The following is a 20,677-nucleotide window of genomic DNA, read 5'->3' on the forward strand; positions in this document are numbered from 1 at the left end:
TACACGGCCCGGCTCGACAGGTGAAATCGGATCCCCGGTGATCGTCCGCGCCCTGGTCAGGGCACGACTCGGAGGCGCGGAAGCTCCCCGTCGGCGGTCGTCTCCGGCTCGACCTGAGCACCGAACCAGGCGGCCAATCGCTCGTACGGCAGGGGCCTGCTGAACAGGAAGCCCTGCCCGATCTCACAGCCGATGTCCTGGAGAAGCTCCAGCGTCAGCTCACTCTCCACACCCTCGGCGACCACGGCCAGGCCGAACTGCTGCGAGAGGGTCACCACGGCGTTGACGATGGCCAGGTCCCCCGGGTCGGTGGCCATGCCCTGCACGAAGGAACGGTCCACCTTCACCTCGTGCACCGGCAGTCGGCGCAGGTGCGCCAGAGACGAGTCACCAGTGCCGAAGTCGTCCACCGACAACCGGACGCCGAGATCGCGCAGCCGTTGCAGGGTCGGGATGGGTCGGTCCGTGCCGTCCAGCACCCCCGCCTCGGTGATCTCCAGGGTGAGACGCTGCGCCGGCACCCGATATTCGCTCAGCAGCTCCTGCACGCGGTCCGGGAAGTGCTGGTCGGTGAGCGTACGGGCCGCGAGGTTGACCGCGATGGGCAGCGGCTGATCGGCCAGCGCCCAGTCCCGGCTGCGACGCAGCCCCTCGCGGAGAACCACCTCCGTGAGCCGGCTCAACTGGCCGGTGTGCTCGGCAACCGCCACGAAGTCCTCGGGAGCCACAGTGCCGTGCGTCGGGTGTTCCCACCGCGCCAGGCACTCGACACCCACCAGGCGCCGGTCCCGCAGTGTCACCTTGGGCTGGAAGTAGACCTTCAGCTCGTTGTCGTCCAACGCACGGCGCAGATCGCCGGCCAGGCCGAGCCGGCGCAGCGATCGGGACTCCAGCGCCGGGTTGAAGAGCTGCACACTGCCCGGCACCGACTTGGCGGCCGTGGCCGCCAGGTCGACACGCAGGAGCAGGGTCGCCGCGTCGCTGCCATGATCAGGGTGTACGGCCACCCCGACGGCGGTATTCACGTCCAGGGTGAGCGCGTCGAAGACCATTTCGTCGCGGATCTGGTCGCGCAGTTGGGCGGCCAGATCCAGCGCGGCCTCGGCACTCTCCAACCGCAGCGTCACCAGGAACTCGTCCCCGCCCGCCCGGCCGACCAGCGCCGACGACGGCGCGCTGGCCCGCAACCGGCTGGCGACCTCGGCGAGGACCTTGTCCCCGGCGGCGTGACCGAGAGACTCGTTGACCTGGCGCAACCCGTCGACGTCGAAGAGCAGCAGCGCCACCACCTCACCGGGCAGGCGGATCTTGACCGACTCGTCCAGCGCGCCGATGATCCGCCGCCGATTGGGCAGCCCTGTCAACGTGTCGTGGTACGCGTCATGCCGCAACCGGTCGACCAGCCGCGAATTCTCCAACGCGACGGCGACGTGGGCGGCCACGGTTTCGAAGACCGGGATGTCAGCGGCCGTGAAATGGCCGACGTCACTGAGTCGGTTGACCACCTCGAGCGTGCCGATCACCGCCTGGCCGGACCGCAGTGGAACCACGATGACGTCTTTGACCTGGTGCTTACCCAGCGCCCTACGGACGTCATCGTCGTCGTCGAAGGCTCGCCCGGACGCCAGTGGGCGGCCGGACTGCCGAACCCGTTCGCGGACGATCGAGGGAGTAAGCGCGACGTCGAGCAGGCCACGGTCGTCGAGCCGGGCGCTCAGCAGGACCTCAGGGTGGCGACCCTGGGCCGGCAGCCAGAGCGTGGCGTACTCGGCCTGCATCAGCGCGCGGACCCGGTCCAGCAGCGCGTCGACCAGGCCGCCCTCCTGACCACTCTCGCTGATCGCCCGGGTCAGCTCGTACATGTTTCCGAGCGTGCGGTGCTGGCGAAGGAACTGAGCGTACGAGCGGTAGACCAGAACGACCGCGATCGCCAGTACCGCGATCAGGAGCACGGACCACAGGTTGGACTCGATCGCCATCAGGATCACCAGCCCGATGACGGCATTGATCGCGCAGATCACCTGCGGGGCAGGGGCGTTGCGGATCAACTCCCACCCTGCCTGCCACCCGTGCAGCAGGGTGATGACAGCGCTGATCGCAGCCAACGAGATCAAGCTGTTGACACTGACCACGGCGAAGAGGACAGCCCACGCCTTCGGGCCCACCCCCTCGACGGGAGGAAGCGCCAGCAGGACAACCCCCGCGGCCGAGGCGGCGCCGGCCGTTCTGGCGAGATTGAACCAGACCTTCGGAGCGCTGAGACGCCGACGAAGCTGGCCGACCAGCGCAGCCAGGACGGCGATCAGGACGACCGTCAGCGGCGGCAGGTAGAAGAAGGCAAGGACCAGCGGGATCTCGGTGACGATGACTTCGAGCGCCTGCCGACGTACGACGACCTGCAGCACCTGGGTGCTGGTCGCCACCATCACGCCGAAAATCGCCACCGCTCCGAAGAGATTGCCCGGAGGCGGCGGCCCAGCCAACGCGAGGACGAACGAGCAGACGATGGCCAGCACAGCCAGAGGTCCAGTGATCAGCCAGGCCTGCTCATTGGATCTACGGGCTGAGGGCGTTCCAGCCTTCATTCCGCTCCCTCGCTGGGTGTTGCGGAACCGGGCCTATCGGGCGACGGTGGCACCCTTGTCGAGGACCGGTGCGCCCCACGAGTAGTCGAACAGCTGAAGATCGCTGGCTTGACCAGAGAAGGCGCCCGCAAACGCGACCACGGCCGCGAACGCGAGGGCGGCGCGAAGGCGGCGCGGCGACCGTCCAAACATCAGCGTGCTCCTGTCGGGGGTCAGAACAAGAATCAGTGCCCCTGATCGTGCCACAGTCGAAACGACCCGCAAAGCCCACGTACGGCCGATCGGCATGACCGACCGGGCGAGCTGCGACGCTAGTTGACCGCCGCGTAATAACGCGCAGACAGAGCGTCTACGCAACGCGATCGCCAACTTCCCTTCGGCAGATAGTGCGGCTTCCAGCCAAGGCGGCGAATCGGAACTTTGCCCTTGCGGGCCCAGAGGCGACAAATCGCTCGATCCCCAGCTCTTCAGGACCAAGGCGAGAGCCCGTCCTGGCGGTGGAGAGCTGAGCCTCCGGTCCGGACCGCGCACGCCGTGTGGTTCGACCCCAGACCCCTACGCACCCCCGGTGGTGAGACTAGCCGCTATCTCCCAGCCGGTGGAGACCGGGACGCAGAGAATTTGTTCGATCCGCCGATTGGGTGGCCTACCGAGAGGACGGGGCGGGAGGGGATGACCAGGCCCGCTCGGCACCCGGCCCGCACCCTCGGCCCGACAGCCTCTCTCGGGCAGAGCCCACTGTCGTCCGCGCCGACCCGATGACGTTCCGTCCCGACGTCGCGCCGTCGCCGCTGGTCGACATCGGCCTTGCCAGGGAAGGGGGCGTTCCGGCCACCGGCCAGGTTGCTTCTGTTTTGACGACGGCCGGCATCCGGCGGAAGGCAGACCCGAAAGCCCTCGTCTGGCCACTGGCTGGTGCGACGTTCCGTAAGAATGCCGCTGCTCAGGGAACTTCTTACGATTGTGGTGGGGCGAGCGGCCCCAATCGCCACGATTCGCAGAACGAATTCATCGAAATGCCTGACGCTTTCAAACGCGCCATCGAAGTCCCTCGACAAGCGGTACGAAGTCCGGGTTATCGCAGCGGCCGGAATGCCGCCCGCACCTCGGCGGAGAAGAGCTCCGGCTCCTCCCAGGCCGCGAAGTGACCGCCGCTGGCCGCTTCGTTGAAGTACGCGACGCCGGGGTAGACGGCCTCGACCCAACTGCGTGGGGCGGCCCAGATCTCCCCCGGGAACGTGGTGAAGCCAACCGGGACCGTGACCGGCGGAGGAGCCTGACCAGAGGCCTGGGCTGCGGCCAGGAAACGGCCGAACTCCCAGTACCAGCGGGCCGACGAAGCACCGGTACCGGTCAACCAGTACAACGTGATGTTGTCGACGATGGTGTCTCGGGTGAGCCCTCCGGCCGGCTCGCCGTCGACGAACGCGCGGGAGATCTTGTAGTAGCTGTCCGTGTCGTGGTCGAGCATCCAGGCGGCCAGCCCGACGGGTGAGTCCAGCAGTGAGTAGCCGATCGTCTGCGGCCGGGTGGACTGCTCAAGGAAATAGCCGAAACCGTCCATCGTGAACAGGTTGAGCGCGTCATGCGCCGCACGTTCCTGCTCAGAACCGGACGGCAACTGATCCTTGATACCGATCGCCCCGGCGAGCAGGTTGACGTGGATGCCGAGTAGCCCCTCGGGCCCCTGCCGGCCCATCGCATCCGTGACCGCAGCGCCCACGTCGCCACCCTGGGCGACGTAGCCCGCGTAGCCGAGGCGGTCCATCAACGTCGCCCACGCCTGCGCCATGCGGGCGGAGTCCCAGCCCGGGTCGGTCGGCTCCCCCGAGAACCCGTACCCCGGTAGGGACGGCAACACCAGGTGGAACGCGTCCTCGGGAGAACCGCCGTGCGCGGTCGGGTCGGTGAGTGGACCGATGACCCCCAGCAGCTCGGCGACCGAACCCGGCCATCCGTGCGTCATGATCAGTGGCAGGGCGTCCTCGTGCTGAGAACGGACGTGGATGAAGTGGATCTCAACCCCGTCGATGGTGGTCGTGTACTGCGGCAGCGCGTTCAGCTTGGCCTCGAACGCACGCCAGTCGTAATCGGTCGACCAGTAACGGGCCAACTCCTGGATCGTCTCCAACTGCACGCCCTGAGAGCGGTCGGTGACGAGCTCGCGGCTGGGCCAACGCGTGGCCGCGATCCGGCGGCGCAGGTCAGCGAGAGCCTCCTCCGGCGTGTCGAGCCGGAAGGGACGGATTTCGTTGTCGGCGGACATCTTCGCCACCTAACGGGTCGAGTCAGCCGGCGCGCCGAGCGCCGGTGGTGCTGGCACCCGCTAAGTTTCGCAGCGGCCGACGACCGGGCGGGCCGTTTTCCGATCACCCACCCCTCGCGCCCGACAGAACGTCGCTCCGCATGGCCGAAGCCACGTCGACCAGGGCTTCGCTCACCTCGAAGGCCTCGCCGCGTCAGGCGCCATAACCCATCACGAGGGTGATCGCCCTCGCCACCTGCAAGTTCAGTGCAGCTCCGGCGAGAAGGGATATCTCCGCCCGCACGCGTTTCAACTCCCCGAACGAGGACTCCCGGCCCTGATCTGCTGACGCTCACCCTCCTGGCATGACCAGGCCATCCGGTGAGTAGCCATCCGGCCAACTGCTGAACGTGGGTGGTACTCGCAACAGCGCTTCATCGAGGCGGACCGCTCCGCCACTGAAGATCGCTCCGCAGAAGGAGGCGGGTACGCCGTCGAAGATCGCCCCGTCGAAGGACACCACCCCGTCGGCGAAGACCGCTTCGTCAAACAGCACCTGCCCACCGTCGAGCGCCACATGGTTGAAGGACACCCTGCCGCCCCCAAACACCACCCCAGCAAAGGACGTTCGGCCGCCGCTAAACACCGCTGCCTCGAAGGACAGCAGCCCACCATTGATCGCGGCCCCCTCGAAGAGCAGCTGCCCGCCATTGAACGTCGCGCCGTCGAAGGACACGCGACCGTGATCAAACGCCACCCCCGCGAAGGACACCAGACCACCGTTGAACATCGCCCGGTCGAAGGACATCCGCACATCGAGGAAGGTCGCTTCGTCGAAGATCACCTCTCCCCCACTGAACGTCGCCCCTTCGAAGGGCACGTGTAGGCCACCGAACGTCGCCCCGCTAAAGCACACTCGACCACCGCTGAACACGGCACCCGAGAAGTCACCACCATCGATCACGGCACCAGTGAGATCGAAATCGACATCGCCCCATGATGCCGGGTCTACTTCACTTAGGCGCAAATGTTGCGCTATGAGTCGGATGACGCTGTGGCGCACCTCACGTTCCTCGCGGGCAGTCCGCGCCGTCTTCGTATCCACGATCGACGCCTGCCCGTCGGCCTGCCTCGGCGCCTCCCTCGAAGCCTCCGGCGGCATGTAGGGCATTCGGAGGTACGCGCAGAGGACATCGATGCAGGTCTGCCGCCCCTCCCGCCAGTCATCCGCAAGTCCGGCCATTGCGTAGACCCCAGCCAGGCGTACTGCCGCCTTCTCCGACCCAAGTTGCTCGGACGCCTTGGCGAAGCGTTCGTTGAACAGGCGGACTCCGTTCCGGTCGGTCTCAATCTTGGCCCGTTCGTCTGCCGCCTCAGCAAGAGCCTTGGTGACCTCAGCGCGTAAATCAGCGGCGTGCGCCAACTGATGGGCGAACTCCGCCAACGCGTTGGTTTGCTCAGCGACTCGCTGGCGACGGTAGGCGACCACCAGGGCCGCGACGCCGCCGATACCGGCCACAACGGCAAAGACAAGCTTCAGAAGGTCGAACAGCGCGGCTGCCGTGACTGTTTCATCCCGGTGGATGCTGGGCCAACCCGCGTACCACAGCGCCGCGGCGATCAACGCGCCTACCAGCACCAAGGCGGCTGCAACAGCCAGAGATATGGACCGGCGGATGCTCCAGAGCCGTAGTGCGGGCACTGGGCTTTCGCTGGCTGGAATCGAATCGACCGTGATACGGACGGCAGGTCGGGATGATTCGTTTGGTGCGGGCAACTCCACCCTTCAACTACTAGCCCACCTCGTCCACCATGGGTCAGCAGGAATGGGCGAGGATGACGCAGCGACTTCCCTGTCGTGACCAACCGCGAAGCAGGCGACGACGCGGGAGCCGTCAGGTGCAAGGAAGAGTTGGTAGAACCAGGCCGTCCCGGCGCCGCCAACCTGACCGATCAGCAACTCTCCCAAGTCCTCGGCCGAGACCAGCCGATCTAAGGCCTGGACGAATCCGAGCGTCCGGAAGCCACGCGAACGTGTGTGACGCTCTCGACGCCGGTAGATGGTGACCAGGGCCCCAATAGGTGCTGCCCCGTCGAAGACCGTGAAGTCGTAGCCCGCTCGTAAAGCGCCACGGCATGACTCGTAGACGTCGCCGTCCTCAGCGCCGAGCAGGACGATCAGGGTGTCTCGCTTCACCAGGCCATCCTGCTCGTCCGTGGACGTTCCGGGCCCGGAGCCGACGAGCCCGACCACAACAAGGGGGTACGGAAGCCGGTCGTCGGAGGTGCCCAGGACCGATCTGCTTGAGTCCAGGAACCCGCGCTCGGCCGCTTGACGTCGACCGGCAGGAACAAGATCGGCCCGCCCACAACCAGTCGTCAACGCCTGGACTCAGCCAAACGAACGACAACGGCCCCTGATCAGCATCTCTGCTGGTCAGGGGCCGTGTCTGCACCTGGTGGCGGGTAGAGGATTCGAACCTCTGAAGCTTTCGCGACGGATTTACAGGGCGTCCGCGATCTTGGCTCGATCGGCGCTCCCGGCCTGCCATTTTTCTCTACCAGGGCAGTGCCGGACCACCCACTGCCCACCATCTGCCCACGCTCAAGGATGCTCACCATTCCTGGGGGAGGACACCATCAGGAGGACGCCTACCGGGCCAATCGTCGAACGTGGGTGGCACTTCGAACGTCGCGCTGCTGAAGGACACCTCCCCACCGCTGAACGTCGCCTCGGTGAAGGACGCACCCTCACTGAACGTCGCCCCGGCGGAGGACACTCTTCCGCCGCTGAACGTCGCTCCGTTGAAAGACGTCCACCGGTCGATCTTCACAGCGTCGAGGAACACCTGTCCGCCACTGAACGTTGCGTCAACGAAGGACGCACCCTCACTGAACGTCGCCCCACTGAAAGACACCCGCCCACCACTGAACGCCACCCGGATGAAGAACACCGGACCACCGCTGAACGTTGCACCGTCGAAGAAGGTCCACCCACCACTGAACGTCGCGTCATCGAAGTACACCGCCCCACCGCTGAACGTCGCATCGTCGAAGAACACCCGCCCACCACTGAACGTCGCGCCGACGAAGGACACCTCCCCACCGCTGAACGTCGTACCCGAGAAGTTCCCGCCGTCGAAGACTGCGCCCGTGAAGTCAAAGTCGTAGCTACACCATGAGGTCGCATCGTCTTCGGCAAGACGTAGGTGCCTGCCGATGAGGCGCATGACCGTATGTCGCACCTCCCGTTCCTCGCGAGCCGCCCGCACCGTCTCCGCATCCACGATCGGCGCCTCACCGTCGCCCGGTACCGGAATCTCGTCAGAGGTATCCGAGGGCGGGGTGTAGGGCATGCGGAGGTAGGCGCAGAGGACGTCGATGCAGGTCTGCCGCCCTCCACGCCAATCATCGGCAAGTCCGGCCATGGCGTAGACGCCCGCGAGGCGTACGGCCGCTTTCTCCGACCCGAGTTGCTCGGATGCCTTGGCGAAGCGTTCGTTGAACAGCCGGACACCGTTGCGGTCAGTCTCGATCTTGGCGCGTCCGTCGGCTGCCTCAGCGAGAGCCTTGGTGACTTCGGCACGCAGGTCAGCAGCATGCGCCAGTTGGTGAGCGAATTCCGCCAGCGCGTTCGTGTGCTCCGCTACTCGCTGCCGGCGGTAGGCGACCACCAAGGCGGCAACACCACCGATGCCCGCCACAACGGCAAAGACGAGCTTCAAGAGGTCGAACAGCGTCGCCGCGGTGACGGTTGCACCCCGCTCAAGGCCAGGCCAACCGGCGAAGCCGAGAGCCGCAGCAATCAGGCCCCCGACTAGCAGCAACGCAGTTGCGACAGCCAAAGCGATTGATCGACGGATACCCCAGAGGCGTAGCTCTGGCACGCGACTATCAATGGCTGGAATCGAACTAACCGTGACACGAACCTCGGACGGGGTTGAGTTTTGCGACGCGGGCAAATCCACCCCCTCCTTCTAGCGCACCTCGTCCACATCAGCGCTCATTAGGACGTCCGCGAACATCGCCCAAGCCGGCAGCAACGTCACCCGAGGGCATCGCCGATCTTGTCGTTCATGGTGTCGTCTCCCCCGTCGATGCAGTTGGCGTAGACCCGGAGCAGGACGGCGACGCCGTGGCCCAGACGCCGGGCGACCTCGGTCGGCGGGACGCCGGCATTCAGCCAGAGCGAGGCCGCCGCGTGACGCAGGTCGTAGGGCCGGCGGACGAGCGGCGACGCGACCTGAGCATCGGTCATGACACGCTCACGGGCAAGCTTCCACCACCGGTCATAGACCGACTCGGAGAGCGGTCCACCGTGCAAGCCACGAAAGAATCGGCCGTCCGAGCCGACCCCGTGATTATCGACGTGCGCGCACAGCAGCTTGACGAGCCGAGGCGGGATCGGGACCGTACGAGTCTCAGCCCTTCCCCGGTGCTTGAGTCCGCGTCGCTCGTGCGAACCGCCGTCATCGGTCCAGTGCGACCCGGCGCGCGGCGAGGTGCCGGCGAGCACTAGGCGACCCCAGCGGTATTCGATCTTCTCGTGCTCGCAGGACCGGGAGGGCTTCACCGCCGCCAGGTCGTCGAAGTCGGCCCCGCAGTCGGTGCACCGGCCGGCGAGGTCGCAGTCTTCCCGCCGTAGGTCCGCGGCTTCCGAAGGGCGCATCCCCGCGTAGTAGAGGCAGCCGAAGAACGCGGTGACCTTGTCAGCCCGTTTGCCGAGAGATTTCACCGCCTCCAACAGCGTGGCCACCTGGGCCGGGTTCGCCACCACCCGCCGGTCGATGGACTGGGCGACCTCGGGGGCGGTCCACTGGACCCGGTCGACCGGGTTGGAGGCGATCAGCTCCAGCTCGACGGCGTACCCGAGCACGTTGTAGAAGGTGGCCCGCTTCCGCTGGACGGTGGAGGCAGCCGCGGGCTTGCCGTCGAGGCGTACGCACAGGCTGTCGAGGACGCGGCGGACCATCGCGGGCGAGTCCAGCTCGACGACCGGGAGGGACGCGGTTTCCAGCCAGGCCAGCGCCGCCGAGTGTTCGGGCGGAATCTCGTCGGACCAGCGGCGCGGGTTGAGGCCGTAGAGGTACAGCGCCTCCCGGAGTAGAGCGTCAGTCGGTCGGCCCCGCTTGGTCGGCCGGGTCAGAGTCACCGTGATGGAGGTCAGCGCTTCGACGATCGAGCGCCGGGTCTTGGCCGCCGCCCGCGGCCACTTCATCTCGACGTACGCGCGGCTGTGCGCGTACCAGGTGGTGGGGTTCTTGGTTCTGGCCTCGGAGACCGGGCGGCCGGTGGCCGGGTCGAAGGGCTCCCCCGCGTTGGCCGCCTGGACCAGCTCGGCGCGGAACGAGTGCGCCAGGGCTTTGGTACGGAACATGTCCTCGAAGCGTTGGCCGCTCACCGCCCAGCGAACCCGCCACGGCCGAGCCTTCCGGTCGGCGCGCTTGGCGATCTCCCAGATCTGGACCTCGTAGCTCTTCATGCGGCGTCCTGCTCCAGGTCGCCGAGCCACCGACCGAGCGCCGACCGGCGGACCCGCAGCTGCCCGTTCGGGAGCTTGATCACCCGTGGTCCCTTGCCGGTCTGCCGCCAGTAGAACCAGGTCGAGCGCGGTACGCGCAGCTCGGCGAGCACTTCCGGCACGGTCAACAACTCCTCGTTCACTGCGTTTCCTCCCCGTCGTGCTGTGCGCTGTGCTGAGTTGCCGAAAGATCTGAGGCCCCCTGCGCGGCCCGGTCCTTGGCGGCGAGCAGTTCGGATCGCCAGCGGGCGCGTTCGCTGATCGAGCGCATGAGTCGGTGGGTCATCGGGCCGACGTCGGGGTCGTCGGGGCGGGCCAACTCCCAGGCATGCCGGACCCGTTCGGCGGTCTCGCCCTGGTCGTCGACGAGCTGCGTGCCGTCGGTCGTGACCCCGAGCAGTGCCCGGACCCAGGCCCGCGCGTCGTGCTTGTGGTCGGCGAGGGTCTTGCCGGACCAGTCGCGGGAGATGAGGATGCGCCGGCCGCCGATGCCGAGGGTGTCGCGCTGGTGGACCTTTCCCTTGCAACGGCCGGGCTTGAGTTTGGCGTTTGCCTTCTTGGGCTGGACGCCGTAGAGCAGCCAGTTGGCGCAGCGGTCGGTGCAGGGCGTGAGCTGAAGTTGTTGCCAGAGCCGGTCGAGGTGCTTGCGTTGCCGGTCGGTGGTTGCCTTGTGGCAGTCGCCGCTGTGCTTGGTGATGTATTTCGTGACGTACCGGATGGTTCGCTCGGCGTCCTCGGTGCCGGGCATGACGCCGCGGGCGTCGACCTGGGCGCCGAAGCGGACGACGTGCACAGGCTCGGCGTCCGGGTCCTCGTCGATGGCGTCGAGGGCTTCCGTCCAGGTGGTCAGCGGGTCGCGGGAGTCGGGGTCGACCCATGTCGCCGCTTGCTCGTCCCAGACCGGGAGGCGGTCGAGGGTGTAGCGCTGGACGTCGACCGAGGGCCACCACACCTGGTGATAGGTCGCCGCCGCCACGGTGCGGAGGACGTCCCGAGGGATGGTGCCCCGAATGGCGAAATGCGCGTGTGGGGCGAGGCGGCGTTGCGGCTCAACGCAGCCGGCGTACTGGATGTTCCAGCCCTCGCACCGCCGAAGGTTCTGCCAGAACCGGTCGAGCAGCCGGGGGAAGTGGACCGCGTCCCAGGCTGCGCGGCGGTAGTCGTACCTGGCCGGGTTGACGGGGGTGCCGTCGGGGCGGACCGGGCCGTACGAGTCGAGGGTGAGGGTCAGCCACATCGACGGTTGGTAGGTGGAGCCGTCCGGGGCGGTATAGGTCTTGCCGACGGTGCGGCGCTCGACCTTGCGCCGGGGCAGTTCGGGGGCATCTTGGCGCCGCTTGGTGGAGCGCTTGCGCCGTGGGCCGGGTTCGTCGTCCTGGTCCTCGTCGTCGGTGGTGTGTGGTGGCCCGACGCGCCCGCGCAGGCCCTCAACGGCGATGGCTTCCTCTACCTCGCGGATCGCCTCGTCGAGGTCGTTCACCTGGTCCCACTGGGCCGCCCTGACCGCCTCGTCGCGGGAGAACTCCAGGTGTGCGCGGAAGAGGATCAGGGACTTCTGCGCCTCGGTTGCGGGTTCCGGGCCGGGTAGCGGCTCGTCGTCGCGGTGCCAACCCTCGCGGATCTGGGCTTGCCGTAGCCGGCGGTTCTTCTTGGCGCACGGCGGGCACTTGTCCTCACGGGTCGCGCCGCAGGGCAGGTCGATGACTTCAGTCAGGCCGGTGTCGAGGTCGGTGCGGCGCATGGCGAGCGGGCGAATGCAGACGCCGTACTCGATAGCGATGTCCTTAAGGACGTCGATCGAGCGGGGCAGCGCCATGCGGGCCGCCCGCGACCCCGGCCGAGGAACAGGCGGGGTCGGGGCGGGTTCGAGACCGGGCAGGGTGGGAGCCGTCATCGGATGATCCCGACGACCTGGGGCCGGTTGTGCTGGACGACGCCGACCGGAGGCAGCACCGCGGCTGATGCCGGCGGCATCACCGGAGCCGGCGGCGCGGGTTCAACATGCTGCGGCTCGTCGTACCAATCGCCCTGCGGCTGATCGGGCTCGGATGCCGGCGGAGTAGCGGGTTCGCTGGAGAGGACGACCTTCACCAGGGCGAGGAAGGCCAGCGACGGCACTGCCGCGACGATCCAGCCCCAGACGGACGGTTCGGCTTCGGCGACCTGGGCGGCGAGGGAGAGCAGCGCGAACGCGACCAGGAGGACGCCGACCAGGCCGACGGAGCGACCGGCACGACGGCGGGCGCGGATCTCAAGGCCCAGGTAGATGGCCATCAGCTCGACCGCTACGGCGTTGGCCCAGCCGATCCAGTCGGGTTGGCCGTGGGCGACGGTCAGGTCGTGGACGTGGGTGAAGGCGGCGGCGCCGGCCATGGTGCCGATGGCGAGCAGGATCAGCACCCGTACACCGGATTCGGCGCGTTCCCGGATCATCGGCCGCCCCTGGTGTCGCGGACGGTCAGGATGATGCAGATCTGTTGGCCGTTGAGGTCTCGGCGGCGGTTGACCATGTGCGCCAGGCCGTGCAGGGCACCGGCGAGTCGGTCTGGGGAGCCGTTGAGTTCGATGTGCAGGGGCTTGAGGCGGTGGGTGCCGAGGAAGAAGCTCTTGAGGGACATCGGTTACCTCCGGGCCGGGGCGACGCGGGTACGGATGTGGTCGGGTGGCTCGCCGAGGGAGGCCACCGCTTCGGAGAGGCAGCGCCACAGCGCCCATGCCTCGTCGGGGGTCAGGTACATGCGGCGTCGGCCGCCACCAACGGCGAGATAGACCGGGTACGCGTCAGGCCGGGCGGGGTCGACGCGCACGGAGACGGCCGTGCTGGTGGCACCGTCGGCGCCGGGTGCCCGGAGCCGGTAGAAGGTCCGGCCGGTCACCGCGGCTCACCCCCGTCGGTCTCCCGGTCGAGGATGTTCAACAGCGAGTCGGGCAGCAGTGGTCCGCGACGCTGCCGGGGCAGAGGCGGCCGGGACGGTTCGGTGGCAGTTTCCCGGCCGACCTGGGCGAGGATGTCCGCCGCGTCGGCCGGCGCCGGGTACTCCGCGGCCAGCTCCCGGATGTGGTCGTCGGAGATGTAGGAGAAGCGGACCCGGGCCGGCTCGGGGGTGCCGTCGAGGATCACGTAGCCGACGCCCTTGGCCCAGCGCGGCATCTGGTCGGCGAGGGCACCCCGGTTGCGGGCACCATCACCCAACACGAGGTCGACCTGAGCGGCCTCGGTCAGGCCGAGAGCGATCCGGGTCGGAAACAGGTCCCGGAACGGCAGCACCTCCTTGCGGGGGTCCTGCAACGCCGCCACCACCAGGACGCCAACGCCGGCACCCTGCGACAGCAGCAACCCGAGCGACCCGGCGATGCGCTTGCGCAGGTCAACGTCCTGGAGGTACGCGGTCAGTGCCGCCATCTCGTCGATGACGACCACGACCAGGGGGTCATCCAGAGTTGGCGTGTGCACCCGCACCGCGCCGGCAAGCCGGGTCTGCCGCTCCCGCATCACCGTCACGGCCTCGTCGAGCAGATCGGCCATGGCCTCGAACGACTTGCAGGCGAACCGGGCGAACAACGGCCGGCCCATCGCGAACTCCATGCCGCCCTTGGGGTCGATCACCCAGAGCCGTACCAGGCCGGAGGAGATACCGCCGGCCAGGACTCGAACCAGCGACCACAGCACCGAGCCCTTACCGGAGCGAGTGGCGCCGCCGATGAGTACGTGCGTGGCGAGCAGGTGCAGGCACCAGTGCCGCAGGTCTTCCCGCCGCGCCAGAGGCAGGGCGGTGAAGTCGGGCACCGACGGGACGTCGAACGGGTCGACCAGGGTGCGCAGCGCATCCGTGCGGACCACCACTAGGTAGACCACCGACGGAAGGTCCCGGAACCGCAGCCGATCCACCGCACCCAGGACCAGCGCCCAGTAGCCCGACCGAATCGGCGGGTCATCGGGACGCTCGGAGTAGATCCGGGCATGCCGCCGGCCGAAGGCGTACGCGAGGTTTGCCGTTGCCTTTTGAAATTCCTCCGGTGTCTGGCCGCGGACCATGCGGATGGTCAGCACGTCGAGCGCCTGATCCGAGCGGACCCGCAGCAGCTCCGGCAGGACCGTGCGATGGTCGTACACCTTGGCCAGCCCGCAGAGGGTCATGGCCTCGCGCCAGGCCCGCCGGTAAACGAAGAGCTGACGGAACCTGCCGAGGGTCGGGCCGGCGCACCAGGTCCACCAGGACGATTCGTGCCGCCACCGCCACACCGCCGACACAGCAGCGGCCAGAACCACGGGCACGATCACGCCGGACCGACCGAACTCCCGGTAGAGGCTCACCCCGGCCACGACCAGGCCGACGGTGAGCGGGTGGCGAAGACACCACCACAGGCCCCGCCACATCCACCGCAGCACCAGGCCGATCGCGATCAGCCAGACCGGCAGCTCCAGCCGGCGCGGGCGGATCACCATCAGATCCCCGGCGGTGGTCATCACGACCTCGCCCCGCGGTCGGCGCATCATCGCGCACCCGCCACTGTGGGCCGCCGCAGGACGGCAGGCATACGCTTGGACATGTCACTACCTCTCTCGACAGAGCAGGGGAAAGAGACAGAGGGCGGGGCTGCCGTCCGCCAAGACCTGACAGCCCCGCCCCCACCACATGCGGCTACTGCGCCGCCTTCGTCGCCACGCCCGCCGGGGCACGCATCCCGGTCGCTCGCAGCGAATACGCCATCCGACCGTTGTTGCCCACGTACGGCGTGACGGTCATGCCGTCGAACTCCACCGCCTCGAACAGGCCACCCGTCGGCGGCACCGGCTGGTAGTCCGCCGAGATCTTCACCGTCGTCTCCCGCGACCGCTTCCCCAGCTCCGGATCCAGGTCCATCACCCGGACCTGCCACACCCGCTGGCCGGTCAGCTTGTCCTTCGCCGGGCTACGCCGGCCGGTCTTCTCGTCGTAGTCCTCGACCTCGCCCAGAGACTCGGGCACCAACGCGCACCCCGCCGGGAACACGTCCTCACACCGCACCGCGAACCTCGTGCCGCCTCGCAGAGCCATCGCTCAACCTCCAACTTGTTAACTTGTCTGCCAAGTTGAGATCCAAGGTAGACGGCACTTGGCAGACAAGTCAACAACAAGCCGCCGAGGTGGGATGACTACACCAGCCGGCAGAGAGGACACAGCCCAGAGATCGACAGAGATCGACAGAAATCGCGCCAGCGACTCAGGGCATGGACAGGAGGACAAGCTGATCGAAGGCCGGCGGCAAGCCCTTACTCCTACTACTTGCAGCGAGCGTGGCCCCGAGCATCTGTGCACAGAGCGGAGTCAGGCGCTGCGGTCGGAGCCACATGGGGAGCAGCGCCGCTTGACGGCTCCACTGCTCACGCCGCCAAGCGACGCCTCATGCGCGAGCATGCATGCAAACAAGCATGCAAGCTTGTTTGCAAACTTGTTTACAAACTTCTCTAGGTCCGGGCGCACAGGCCGGCGGCCTTGCTAGCTAGCTAGCTAGCTAGCAAACCGTAACGGCCACCTGCCGTCTCCAACAGTCACCAGCCTTGTCAGCCGATCGGGCGCCGGCGATGTCGCCAAGCTTGCTGCCGACGAAGGTCTACTGAATACTGCAACTGCTGTACGCAACGCTGCAACGACCGCTGCAAGGAACGCTGTAAATATTGCTGTAGCTATTACTGCAAGGATTACAGTCGCTGATACTGCAACTGTGGCAGAGTGACGAGCAGCGCCGAGTGCTATACGCTTGGCTTAGAAGTTGGGAAGCGTTGAACGTTCAACGCACCCACGCTCAGGAGTCTGCGTTCACGTAGTTGAGTGGGCGCAGAGAGAAGGGGCCCCCGCTGCGCCGGTAAGCTAACGCGGGAGCCCCACCTGGGGGCCGGGTCACCTACTAGGTGGCCTGGCCTCCAGACCCATCCCTGAAGTGAGTGGTCAGCGAAACCACGGCGACACCCAACCTGACTACCCAGGTCAGAGCCTTAACGCCGTGCTGCCGCAGCCAACCACGCCTCCTGCAGTTTCGGCCTCGCACCTGCCGAGGCTTGGACCGCTTCCGGGATCGAGCCATGCTCCACCACCTCACGCGAACTCGGTCTGATCGCCATTCTTGATCTTGGCGATTCAACGGTTTTGCGTCGCTCGGGCAGCCGATTATGACTCGCGATAATCATAGACACATCGGCGCCAGAAATTGCAACCGGAACCAGCGGAAGACTCGACTCCAAGGCTATTCAGTCCGGACTTTCAGCCCGCACCGTGTCGTGCTTGACGGCAGCCCACGCCTGTTGTATGGCGCACTCTCCGTGCTACAGACAATGCATCGCCTCCCGCTTGAACTCCTCTCTGGCGGGTACCGGAGAAGTTGTGGCAGAGCAGATGAAACGGCGTTCGGTCGACGAGGCACACTCGCGGCCGGACGGGTTGGACGACACGACCGTGGAGGCTCTCGGCGAGTTGAGCAAGGCGCTGGAGACGGTCCATCGGGTGCGAGGGCACCTCTACTCGGCGCACCAGCTCGTCGGCGGCGCGGATCTCACCCTTGACCGGGTGGTGAAGCTGCTCCGGGAGGCTGGGCACGAGGAGATGGCCGACCGGGTCGAGCACGAGCTGTTGGGGCGCAACGTGCTACCGGGCCGGTGGACGTTCCAGATCGTGGAGGATTTCGACGACGGCTACTACGCCGCGTTCCAGGAGATCGAGCGGGACGCGCGGGAGAAGCTGGCCGGCGGTCGGCGGCACATCTTCGAGGCAGAGATGAAGGAGCGGCGGCGTACCCACGGGTTGCCAGGGCACGAAGCTACGCCGTAGCGCTGTCTCCGAAGCCGTTCGGGATCATCGAGGCTAGGGCGTTGGCTCGGGCCTCGATGATCCTCATCCGTGCCTGGTACTCGGCCGGTTCCCGGTGCGCGGCCTGGCTGGTGACCTGGCCGGGCCACTTGCGGTAGAGCAGGCCGTACTCCCGGGTGAAGTAGCCCGCTGTGACCGCGTTGGCGGCGAGCAGGAGGCCGGTGTCCTCGGAGGCGGGCAGCGCCATCCAGCCGCCCAGGGCGAAGACGAGATCTCGCCGCAGGCACAGGGTCGCCGGGTGCACCGATGCTCGGTAGTCGTTGGCCTTCCAGAACGTCAGGACCGAACCGCGGTCGATGACCCCGCCGGCCGGGTCCTTGTCCCATCCGGCGGTTGACCCGTCGGGCAGCAGGTCGAGTACCCGCGAGGTGGTCCAGCCGATATGCGGATGCGCGTCGAACGCGGCAATGTCTCGGGCGAGCGCGCCGGGGGTCAACTGGTCGTCGGCGTCCAGGACCTTGATGAGTTGCCCGGAGACTCGGGAGAGCGCGAGGGTACGGGCAACACCAGGCCCACCGGGACGGCCGGTGCCGAGGCTGATCCGGGGATCGTCAGGCAGCGCGTCGACCAGGGCGCCGGTCTGCCCGTCCTCCTGGACGAGCCATTCCCAGTCCCAGCCGTCAGGCATCTCCTGCTTGGCCAACGACTCGTAGGCGCCGGGCAGGTGCTCGATGCTGGGCGCGTGGACCGGGGTGATGACCGAGACGAGCTGCGTCAAGTTTTCCACCGCTGGAGTTTGTGGGAGTAGACAAGCTCGGTGCGGTCGCCGGGCATCACTACGTCGGCAACCTCGACGACTCGACCGGTGGTGTCGGTCGAGGTCTTCCGCACGGTAAGCACGGAGACGCCCGGGTCGATGTCCAGCAACTCGGCCTCATCCGGCGACGGTGGACGCGCCCGGATCTCGTCGTCGATTCGGTCCAGCTCGATGCCGAGTGTGTAGAGCTGATGCTGGGTGCCGCCCGGCCACGGTTCTTTGCCCGCGTCGAGCAGGTCCGGGTTCGCGGCCACCAGGTCGTACGGCAGGTAGGAGTACGACACGGTCAGCGGCGCGTTCTCGTGCCGCGAGGACGTCCAGTAGACCCGGCGAAGCAGCGGAGTACCCGGCTCGACCTGCAAGGCCGCCGCCATCTCCACATCAGCCTGCACCTGGGAGTACTCGGCGTGGAACTTCAGGTCGTCGACCGTTAGGCCGGTGTCGTGCTCGGTGGCACCAGTCTTCAGCCGCTCGTCCTCGTCGAGCAGGACACGATCCTTCTCCCACTGGTACCGCTCAGTGTTGCGACGGCGTACCCGCTGGCGGGGTGCCCGTACGTAGGTGCCACGCCCCTGCTCCGCGCGGACCAGGCCCCATTCCCGAAGCTGCCGGATGGCGTTGCGGACGCTCGTGCGCGACAGGCCCGAGGTGTCGGCCAACTCGGTCTCGCTGGGCATCAGAGTGCCGGGGGCCAGGTCACCGCTCACGATCTTCGCCCGCAACTCTTCTGCGAGTTGCAGGTAGCGAGGGCGCCAGTCCCGGCCTTGCACACCGGTCACCGTACCCCCTAGACGTTCCAACGTCTGCCAGGTGGTCCCGCCAGCGGGCCGCTCAGGAACCGCCGGTACGGCCACCGCTGCTCGCGGTGACCGCGCAGGGCGCAGGCCAGGCGTACGAGGAACGGCTGAGCCCCGACGAGTGTTGGCGTTCACAACGTCTCTCCAGCCCGCTCGCCGCCATCTGCCGGTGGCAGCATCTCCAGCTGGGCGTAGACCAGCTCGTCAATGAGCCGGTCCACCTGCGCGCACGACAGGAGCACGGTCTGCGTCGCGCCGTATCGGGTCGCGTCGAGCTTCACGACCAAGTCCCGGCGGGCGAACCGGTCGACGACCAGTTGGACGGTGACCCAGCCGGTCCGCTCCCGTCCAATGGTTGAGAGAAGTCCGCGGTGCATCGGGTCATTCGGTCCACAGCCTCGACACCACACCGGGCACACGCTCGGAGCGATCGACGACGGCGACGGCCTCTCTGGGATCGCAGCACCCTCACTCATCGCCGGCCCCCTGCTGCGCGGTGGCCTGTGCCAGCGATCCGCGAAGGTGCTCGACCAGTTGGGCTACCTGCGGCAGGGATAATTCCGCCCAGGCGTTCCCGGCCCGGCACGTCACGTGAACACCGACCATGGGACTGCCCAGTGCGTCACTGATGAGGTACGTGACGACGAGTCCGCCCGCCCGACTGTCGCCGGCCCGCCGCATTGGGCCGCGATGACGACGGGCCATGTGCGTCATCACCGGCGGCACCAGGTAGCCGCAGCGATCCGGGGCGCACCAGTCCGGGTGGCTGGCGACCGCAGCCGGCTTGTTCGTACGACTCATCGCGGCCACCGCCCGCCGTTGCCTCGGAAAAGCTGCGCCCGCGTCATCAAGGGCGCATACCGGAGCACAGGCAACTCACGGGTGGCGCCCGTCGACCACCGCGGCGAGGAGGTCGTAGAAGCCGCGCGAGAACTCGACTGACCGACGCTGTTGGCGCCCCGGGCAGATGGGCGCCTCCGAGACCACCAGCACGAGAGCCATCGGTGCCGACGATGAGAGCCTGACATCGCACCTCCACAGGTAGGCGGGGACCGGTGGCCAGCCACGGGGGAATGCGGCCGGCCACCGGCCCGGATGAAGGCACGGCGCACCGTCCGACGCCGGACGGGTCGGGTATCGCCGAGCCAACTTGCAGGCGCGGCTACCGCAACCGGTCCGACAGGACGCCGCGCATCAGGTGCGACCAGGGCCAGCGCGAGACCACCCCTGACACGGGCCGTCACCCCAGCCACACACCAGGAAACGTATCTACAAGTGGACGAGTTGTCTAGACGTCGAAATGGGTCACTTGGTTGGCACTTGATAAGACAAGTGCCAGGTACGGTGAGCGGGTGCCCACCCCGCACTACGGACAGCCCCGCTACCGCGCCATTGCGGATGAACTAAGGGAACGCATCGAGAGCGGTGCCATCCCGCCCGGCGCCCTCTTGCCGACCGAGAGCACCCTCACCGCCGAATTCCGGGCAGCCCGCGGCACAGTCCGCCAGGCTATAGCTGCCTTGAGGGCCGATGGCTACGTCACCACCGAACACGGTCGCGCCACCTATGCATGTCTCCGCCTACCGGCGGGCAGAGAAACCACAGCCCATCTACTCACGACCGCACAGCGGGAAGTCGCCGCAGACCCGGAGCTTGCAGCCCTCTTCGCCGTAGAGGTGGGGACACCCCTAGTCGAACAACAGAGCATCGATCGATCATCTGGAACCGTCAAAGCAGTCGTCAGAACTTACAGATTGCTTCGGCCGAGCCAGTAGCCTCTGTTCGCGGCATCGATACATCCTCAAGGCGGGCCCTAAACGGGCCGCACGCGCCGCCGCCGCCGCGCTGTCGATCACCCAGCAGGCCGTGTCCAAGCGCATCGCCGCCCTGGAGAAGGACCTCGGGGTACGCCTGTTCAACCGCACAC

Annotated in this window: 22 protein-coding genes; 3 read left to right on the plus strand and 19 right to left on the minus strand. The window is 67.4% G+C overall.

The features are described 5' to 3' along the window. Window positions 1-56: 56 nt before the first annotated feature. The 14 genes from ACWCO3_RS13115 to ACWCO3_RS13180 form a co-directional block, all read right to left on the minus strand. Window positions 57-2,585, minus strand: coding sequence for a putative bifunctional diguanylate cyclase/phosphodiesterase (locus ACWCO3_RS13115; protein ID WP_450010039.1), 2,529 nt, complete (start codon window positions 2,583-2,585; stop codon window positions 57-59). 33 nt (window positions 2,586-2,618) lie between these two features. Continuing rightward, window positions 2,619-2,777, minus strand: a complete 159-nt coding sequence (locus tag ACWCO3_RS13120; RefSeq protein ID WP_167524762.1) for a hypothetical protein — start codon at window positions 2,775-2,777, stop codon at window positions 2,619-2,621. A gap of 883 nt (window positions 2,778-3,660) precedes the next feature. After that, window positions 3,661-4,851: an epoxide hydrolase family protein gene (locus ACWCO3_RS13125; protein ID WP_145778881.1), complete on the minus strand. Its 1,191-nt coding sequence runs from the start codon at window positions 4,849-4,851 to the stop codon at window positions 3,661-3,663. A gap of 331 nt (window positions 4,852-5,182) precedes the next feature. Next, on the minus strand, window positions 5,183-6,613 hold the full coding sequence (locus ACWCO3_RS13130; RefSeq protein WP_357834365.1) for a pentapeptide repeat-containing protein: 1,431 nt from the start codon (window positions 6,611-6,613) through the stop codon (window positions 5,183-5,185). 3 nt (window positions 6,614-6,616) lie between these two features. After that, on the minus strand, window positions 6,617-7,027 hold the full coding sequence (locus tag ACWCO3_RS13135) for a hypothetical protein (protein ID WP_450010042.1): 411 nt from the start codon (window positions 7,025-7,027) through the stop codon (window positions 6,617-6,619). 418 nt (window positions 7,028-7,445) lie between these two features. Continuing rightward, window positions 7,446-8,717, minus strand: coding sequence for a pentapeptide repeat-containing protein (locus ACWCO3_RS13140; RefSeq protein ID WP_450010043.1), 1,272 nt, complete (start codon window positions 8,715-8,717; stop codon window positions 7,446-7,448). Between the two features lie 158 nt (window positions 8,718-8,875). After that, on the minus strand, window positions 8,876-10,312 hold the full coding sequence (locus ACWCO3_RS13145; RefSeq protein WP_145778878.1) for a tyrosine-type recombinase/integrase: 1,437 nt from the start codon (window positions 10,310-10,312) through the stop codon (window positions 8,876-8,878). Then, the gene (locus tag ACWCO3_RS13150; RefSeq protein ID WP_030329852.1) at window positions 10,309-10,494 is read right to left on the minus strand and encodes a helix-turn-helix transcriptional regulator; all 186 of its coding nucleotides are present in this window, start codon (window positions 10,492-10,494) and stop codon (window positions 10,309-10,311) included. The genes ACWCO3_RS13145 and ACWCO3_RS13150 overlap by 4 nt, the downstream gene beginning before the upstream one ends. Continuing rightward, a complete protein-coding gene (locus ACWCO3_RS13155; protein ID WP_450010045.1) occupies window positions 10,491-12,245 on the minus strand; it encodes a replication initiator in 1,755 nt (584 codons plus the stop codon). The genes ACWCO3_RS13150 and ACWCO3_RS13155 overlap by 4 nt, the downstream gene beginning before the upstream one ends. Next, window positions 12,242-12,784 carry a DUF2637 domain-containing protein gene (locus tag ACWCO3_RS13160; protein WP_145778876.1) on the minus strand — a complete coding sequence of 181 codons (543 nt, stop codon included), beginning with the start codon at window positions 12,782-12,784 and terminating at the stop codon, window positions 12,242-12,244. Before ACWCO3_RS13160 ends, ACWCO3_RS13155 begins: the two co-directional genes overlap by 4 nt. Next, entirely contained in the window at window positions 12,781-12,969 is a 189-nt protein-coding gene (locus ACWCO3_RS13165; protein WP_112671649.1) for a hypothetical protein, read from the minus strand. The genes ACWCO3_RS13160 and ACWCO3_RS13165 overlap by 4 nt, the downstream gene beginning before the upstream one ends. A gap of 3 nt (window positions 12,970-12,972) precedes the next feature. Next, window positions 12,973-13,227: a hypothetical protein gene (locus ACWCO3_RS13170; protein WP_145778875.1), complete on the minus strand. Its 255-nt coding sequence runs from the start codon at window positions 13,225-13,227 to the stop codon at window positions 12,973-12,975. Continuing rightward, complete coding sequence (locus ACWCO3_RS13175) at window positions 13,224-14,846, minus strand: FtsK/SpoIIIE domain-containing protein (protein WP_450010049.1); 1,623 nt, start codon at window positions 14,844-14,846, stop codon at window positions 13,224-13,226. Before ACWCO3_RS13175 ends, ACWCO3_RS13170 begins: the two co-directional genes overlap by 4 nt. A gap of 148 nt (window positions 14,847-14,994) precedes the next feature. Further along, window positions 14,995-15,390 carry a transcriptional regulator gene (locus tag ACWCO3_RS13180; protein WP_091402451.1) on the minus strand — a complete coding sequence of 132 codons (396 nt, stop codon included), beginning with the start codon at window positions 15,388-15,390 and terminating at the stop codon, window positions 14,995-14,997. Between the two features lie 1,335 nt (window positions 15,391-16,725). Here ACWCO3_RS13180 and ACWCO3_RS13185 point away from each other — a divergent pair. Continuing rightward, window positions 16,726-17,157 carry a hypothetical protein gene (locus ACWCO3_RS13185; RefSeq protein WP_450010051.1) on the plus strand — a complete coding sequence of 144 codons (432 nt, stop codon included), beginning with the start codon at window positions 16,726-16,728 and terminating at the stop codon, window positions 17,155-17,157. Here the strand turns inward: ACWCO3_RS13185 and ACWCO3_RS13190 are convergent. The 5 genes from ACWCO3_RS13190 to ACWCO3_RS13210 all read right to left on the minus strand — a co-directional run bounded on the left by ACWCO3_RS13190 (window position 17,147) and on the right by ACWCO3_RS13210 (window position 19,752). Continuing rightward, window positions 17,147-17,923 carry a glycosyltransferase family 2 protein gene (locus ACWCO3_RS13190; RefSeq protein ID WP_450010053.1) on the minus strand — a complete coding sequence of 259 codons (777 nt, stop codon included), beginning with the start codon at window positions 17,921-17,923 and terminating at the stop codon, window positions 17,147-17,149. The two genes, ACWCO3_RS13185 and ACWCO3_RS13190, sit on opposite strands and share 11 nt — an antisense overlap. Further along, window positions 17,911-18,732, minus strand: coding sequence for a GntR family transcriptional regulator (locus ACWCO3_RS13195; protein ID WP_450010055.1), 822 nt, complete (start codon window positions 18,730-18,732; stop codon window positions 17,911-17,913). The genes ACWCO3_RS13190 and ACWCO3_RS13195 overlap by 13 nt, the downstream gene beginning before the upstream one ends. 149 nt (window positions 18,733-18,881) lie before the next feature. Beyond that, window positions 18,882-19,127 (minus strand): precorrin-4 C11-methyltransferase, encoded by a 246-nt coding sequence (locus ACWCO3_RS13200; protein ID WP_450010057.1) that lies wholly within the window; start codon window positions 19,125-19,127, stop codon window positions 18,882-18,884. A 91-nt stretch (window positions 19,128-19,218) separates the two neighbouring features. Continuing rightward, window positions 19,219-19,551 (minus strand): hypothetical protein, encoded by a 333-nt coding sequence (locus tag ACWCO3_RS13205; RefSeq protein ID WP_450010059.1) that lies wholly within the window; start codon window positions 19,549-19,551, stop codon window positions 19,219-19,221. A gap of 75 nt (window positions 19,552-19,626) precedes the next feature. Then, on the minus strand, window positions 19,627-19,752 hold the full coding sequence (locus tag ACWCO3_RS13210; protein WP_450010061.1) for a hypothetical protein: 126 nt from the start codon (window positions 19,750-19,752) through the stop codon (window positions 19,627-19,629). A gap of 350 nt (window positions 19,753-20,102) precedes the next feature. Between ACWCO3_RS13210 and ACWCO3_RS13215 the strand changes: the two genes are divergently transcribed. After that, window positions 20,103-20,525 carry a GntR family transcriptional regulator gene (locus ACWCO3_RS13215; protein WP_450010063.1) on the plus strand — a complete coding sequence of 141 codons (423 nt, stop codon included), beginning with the start codon at window positions 20,103-20,105 and terminating at the stop codon, window positions 20,523-20,525. 91 nt (window positions 20,526-20,616) lie between these two features. Then, window positions 20,617-20,677, plus strand: a 61-nt coding sequence (locus ACWCO3_RS13220) for a LysR family transcriptional regulator (RefSeq protein WP_450010065.1), incomplete at its 3' end; no start/stop codon positions are given.

This window comes from Micromonospora sp. NPDC002411, assembly GCF_053592955.1.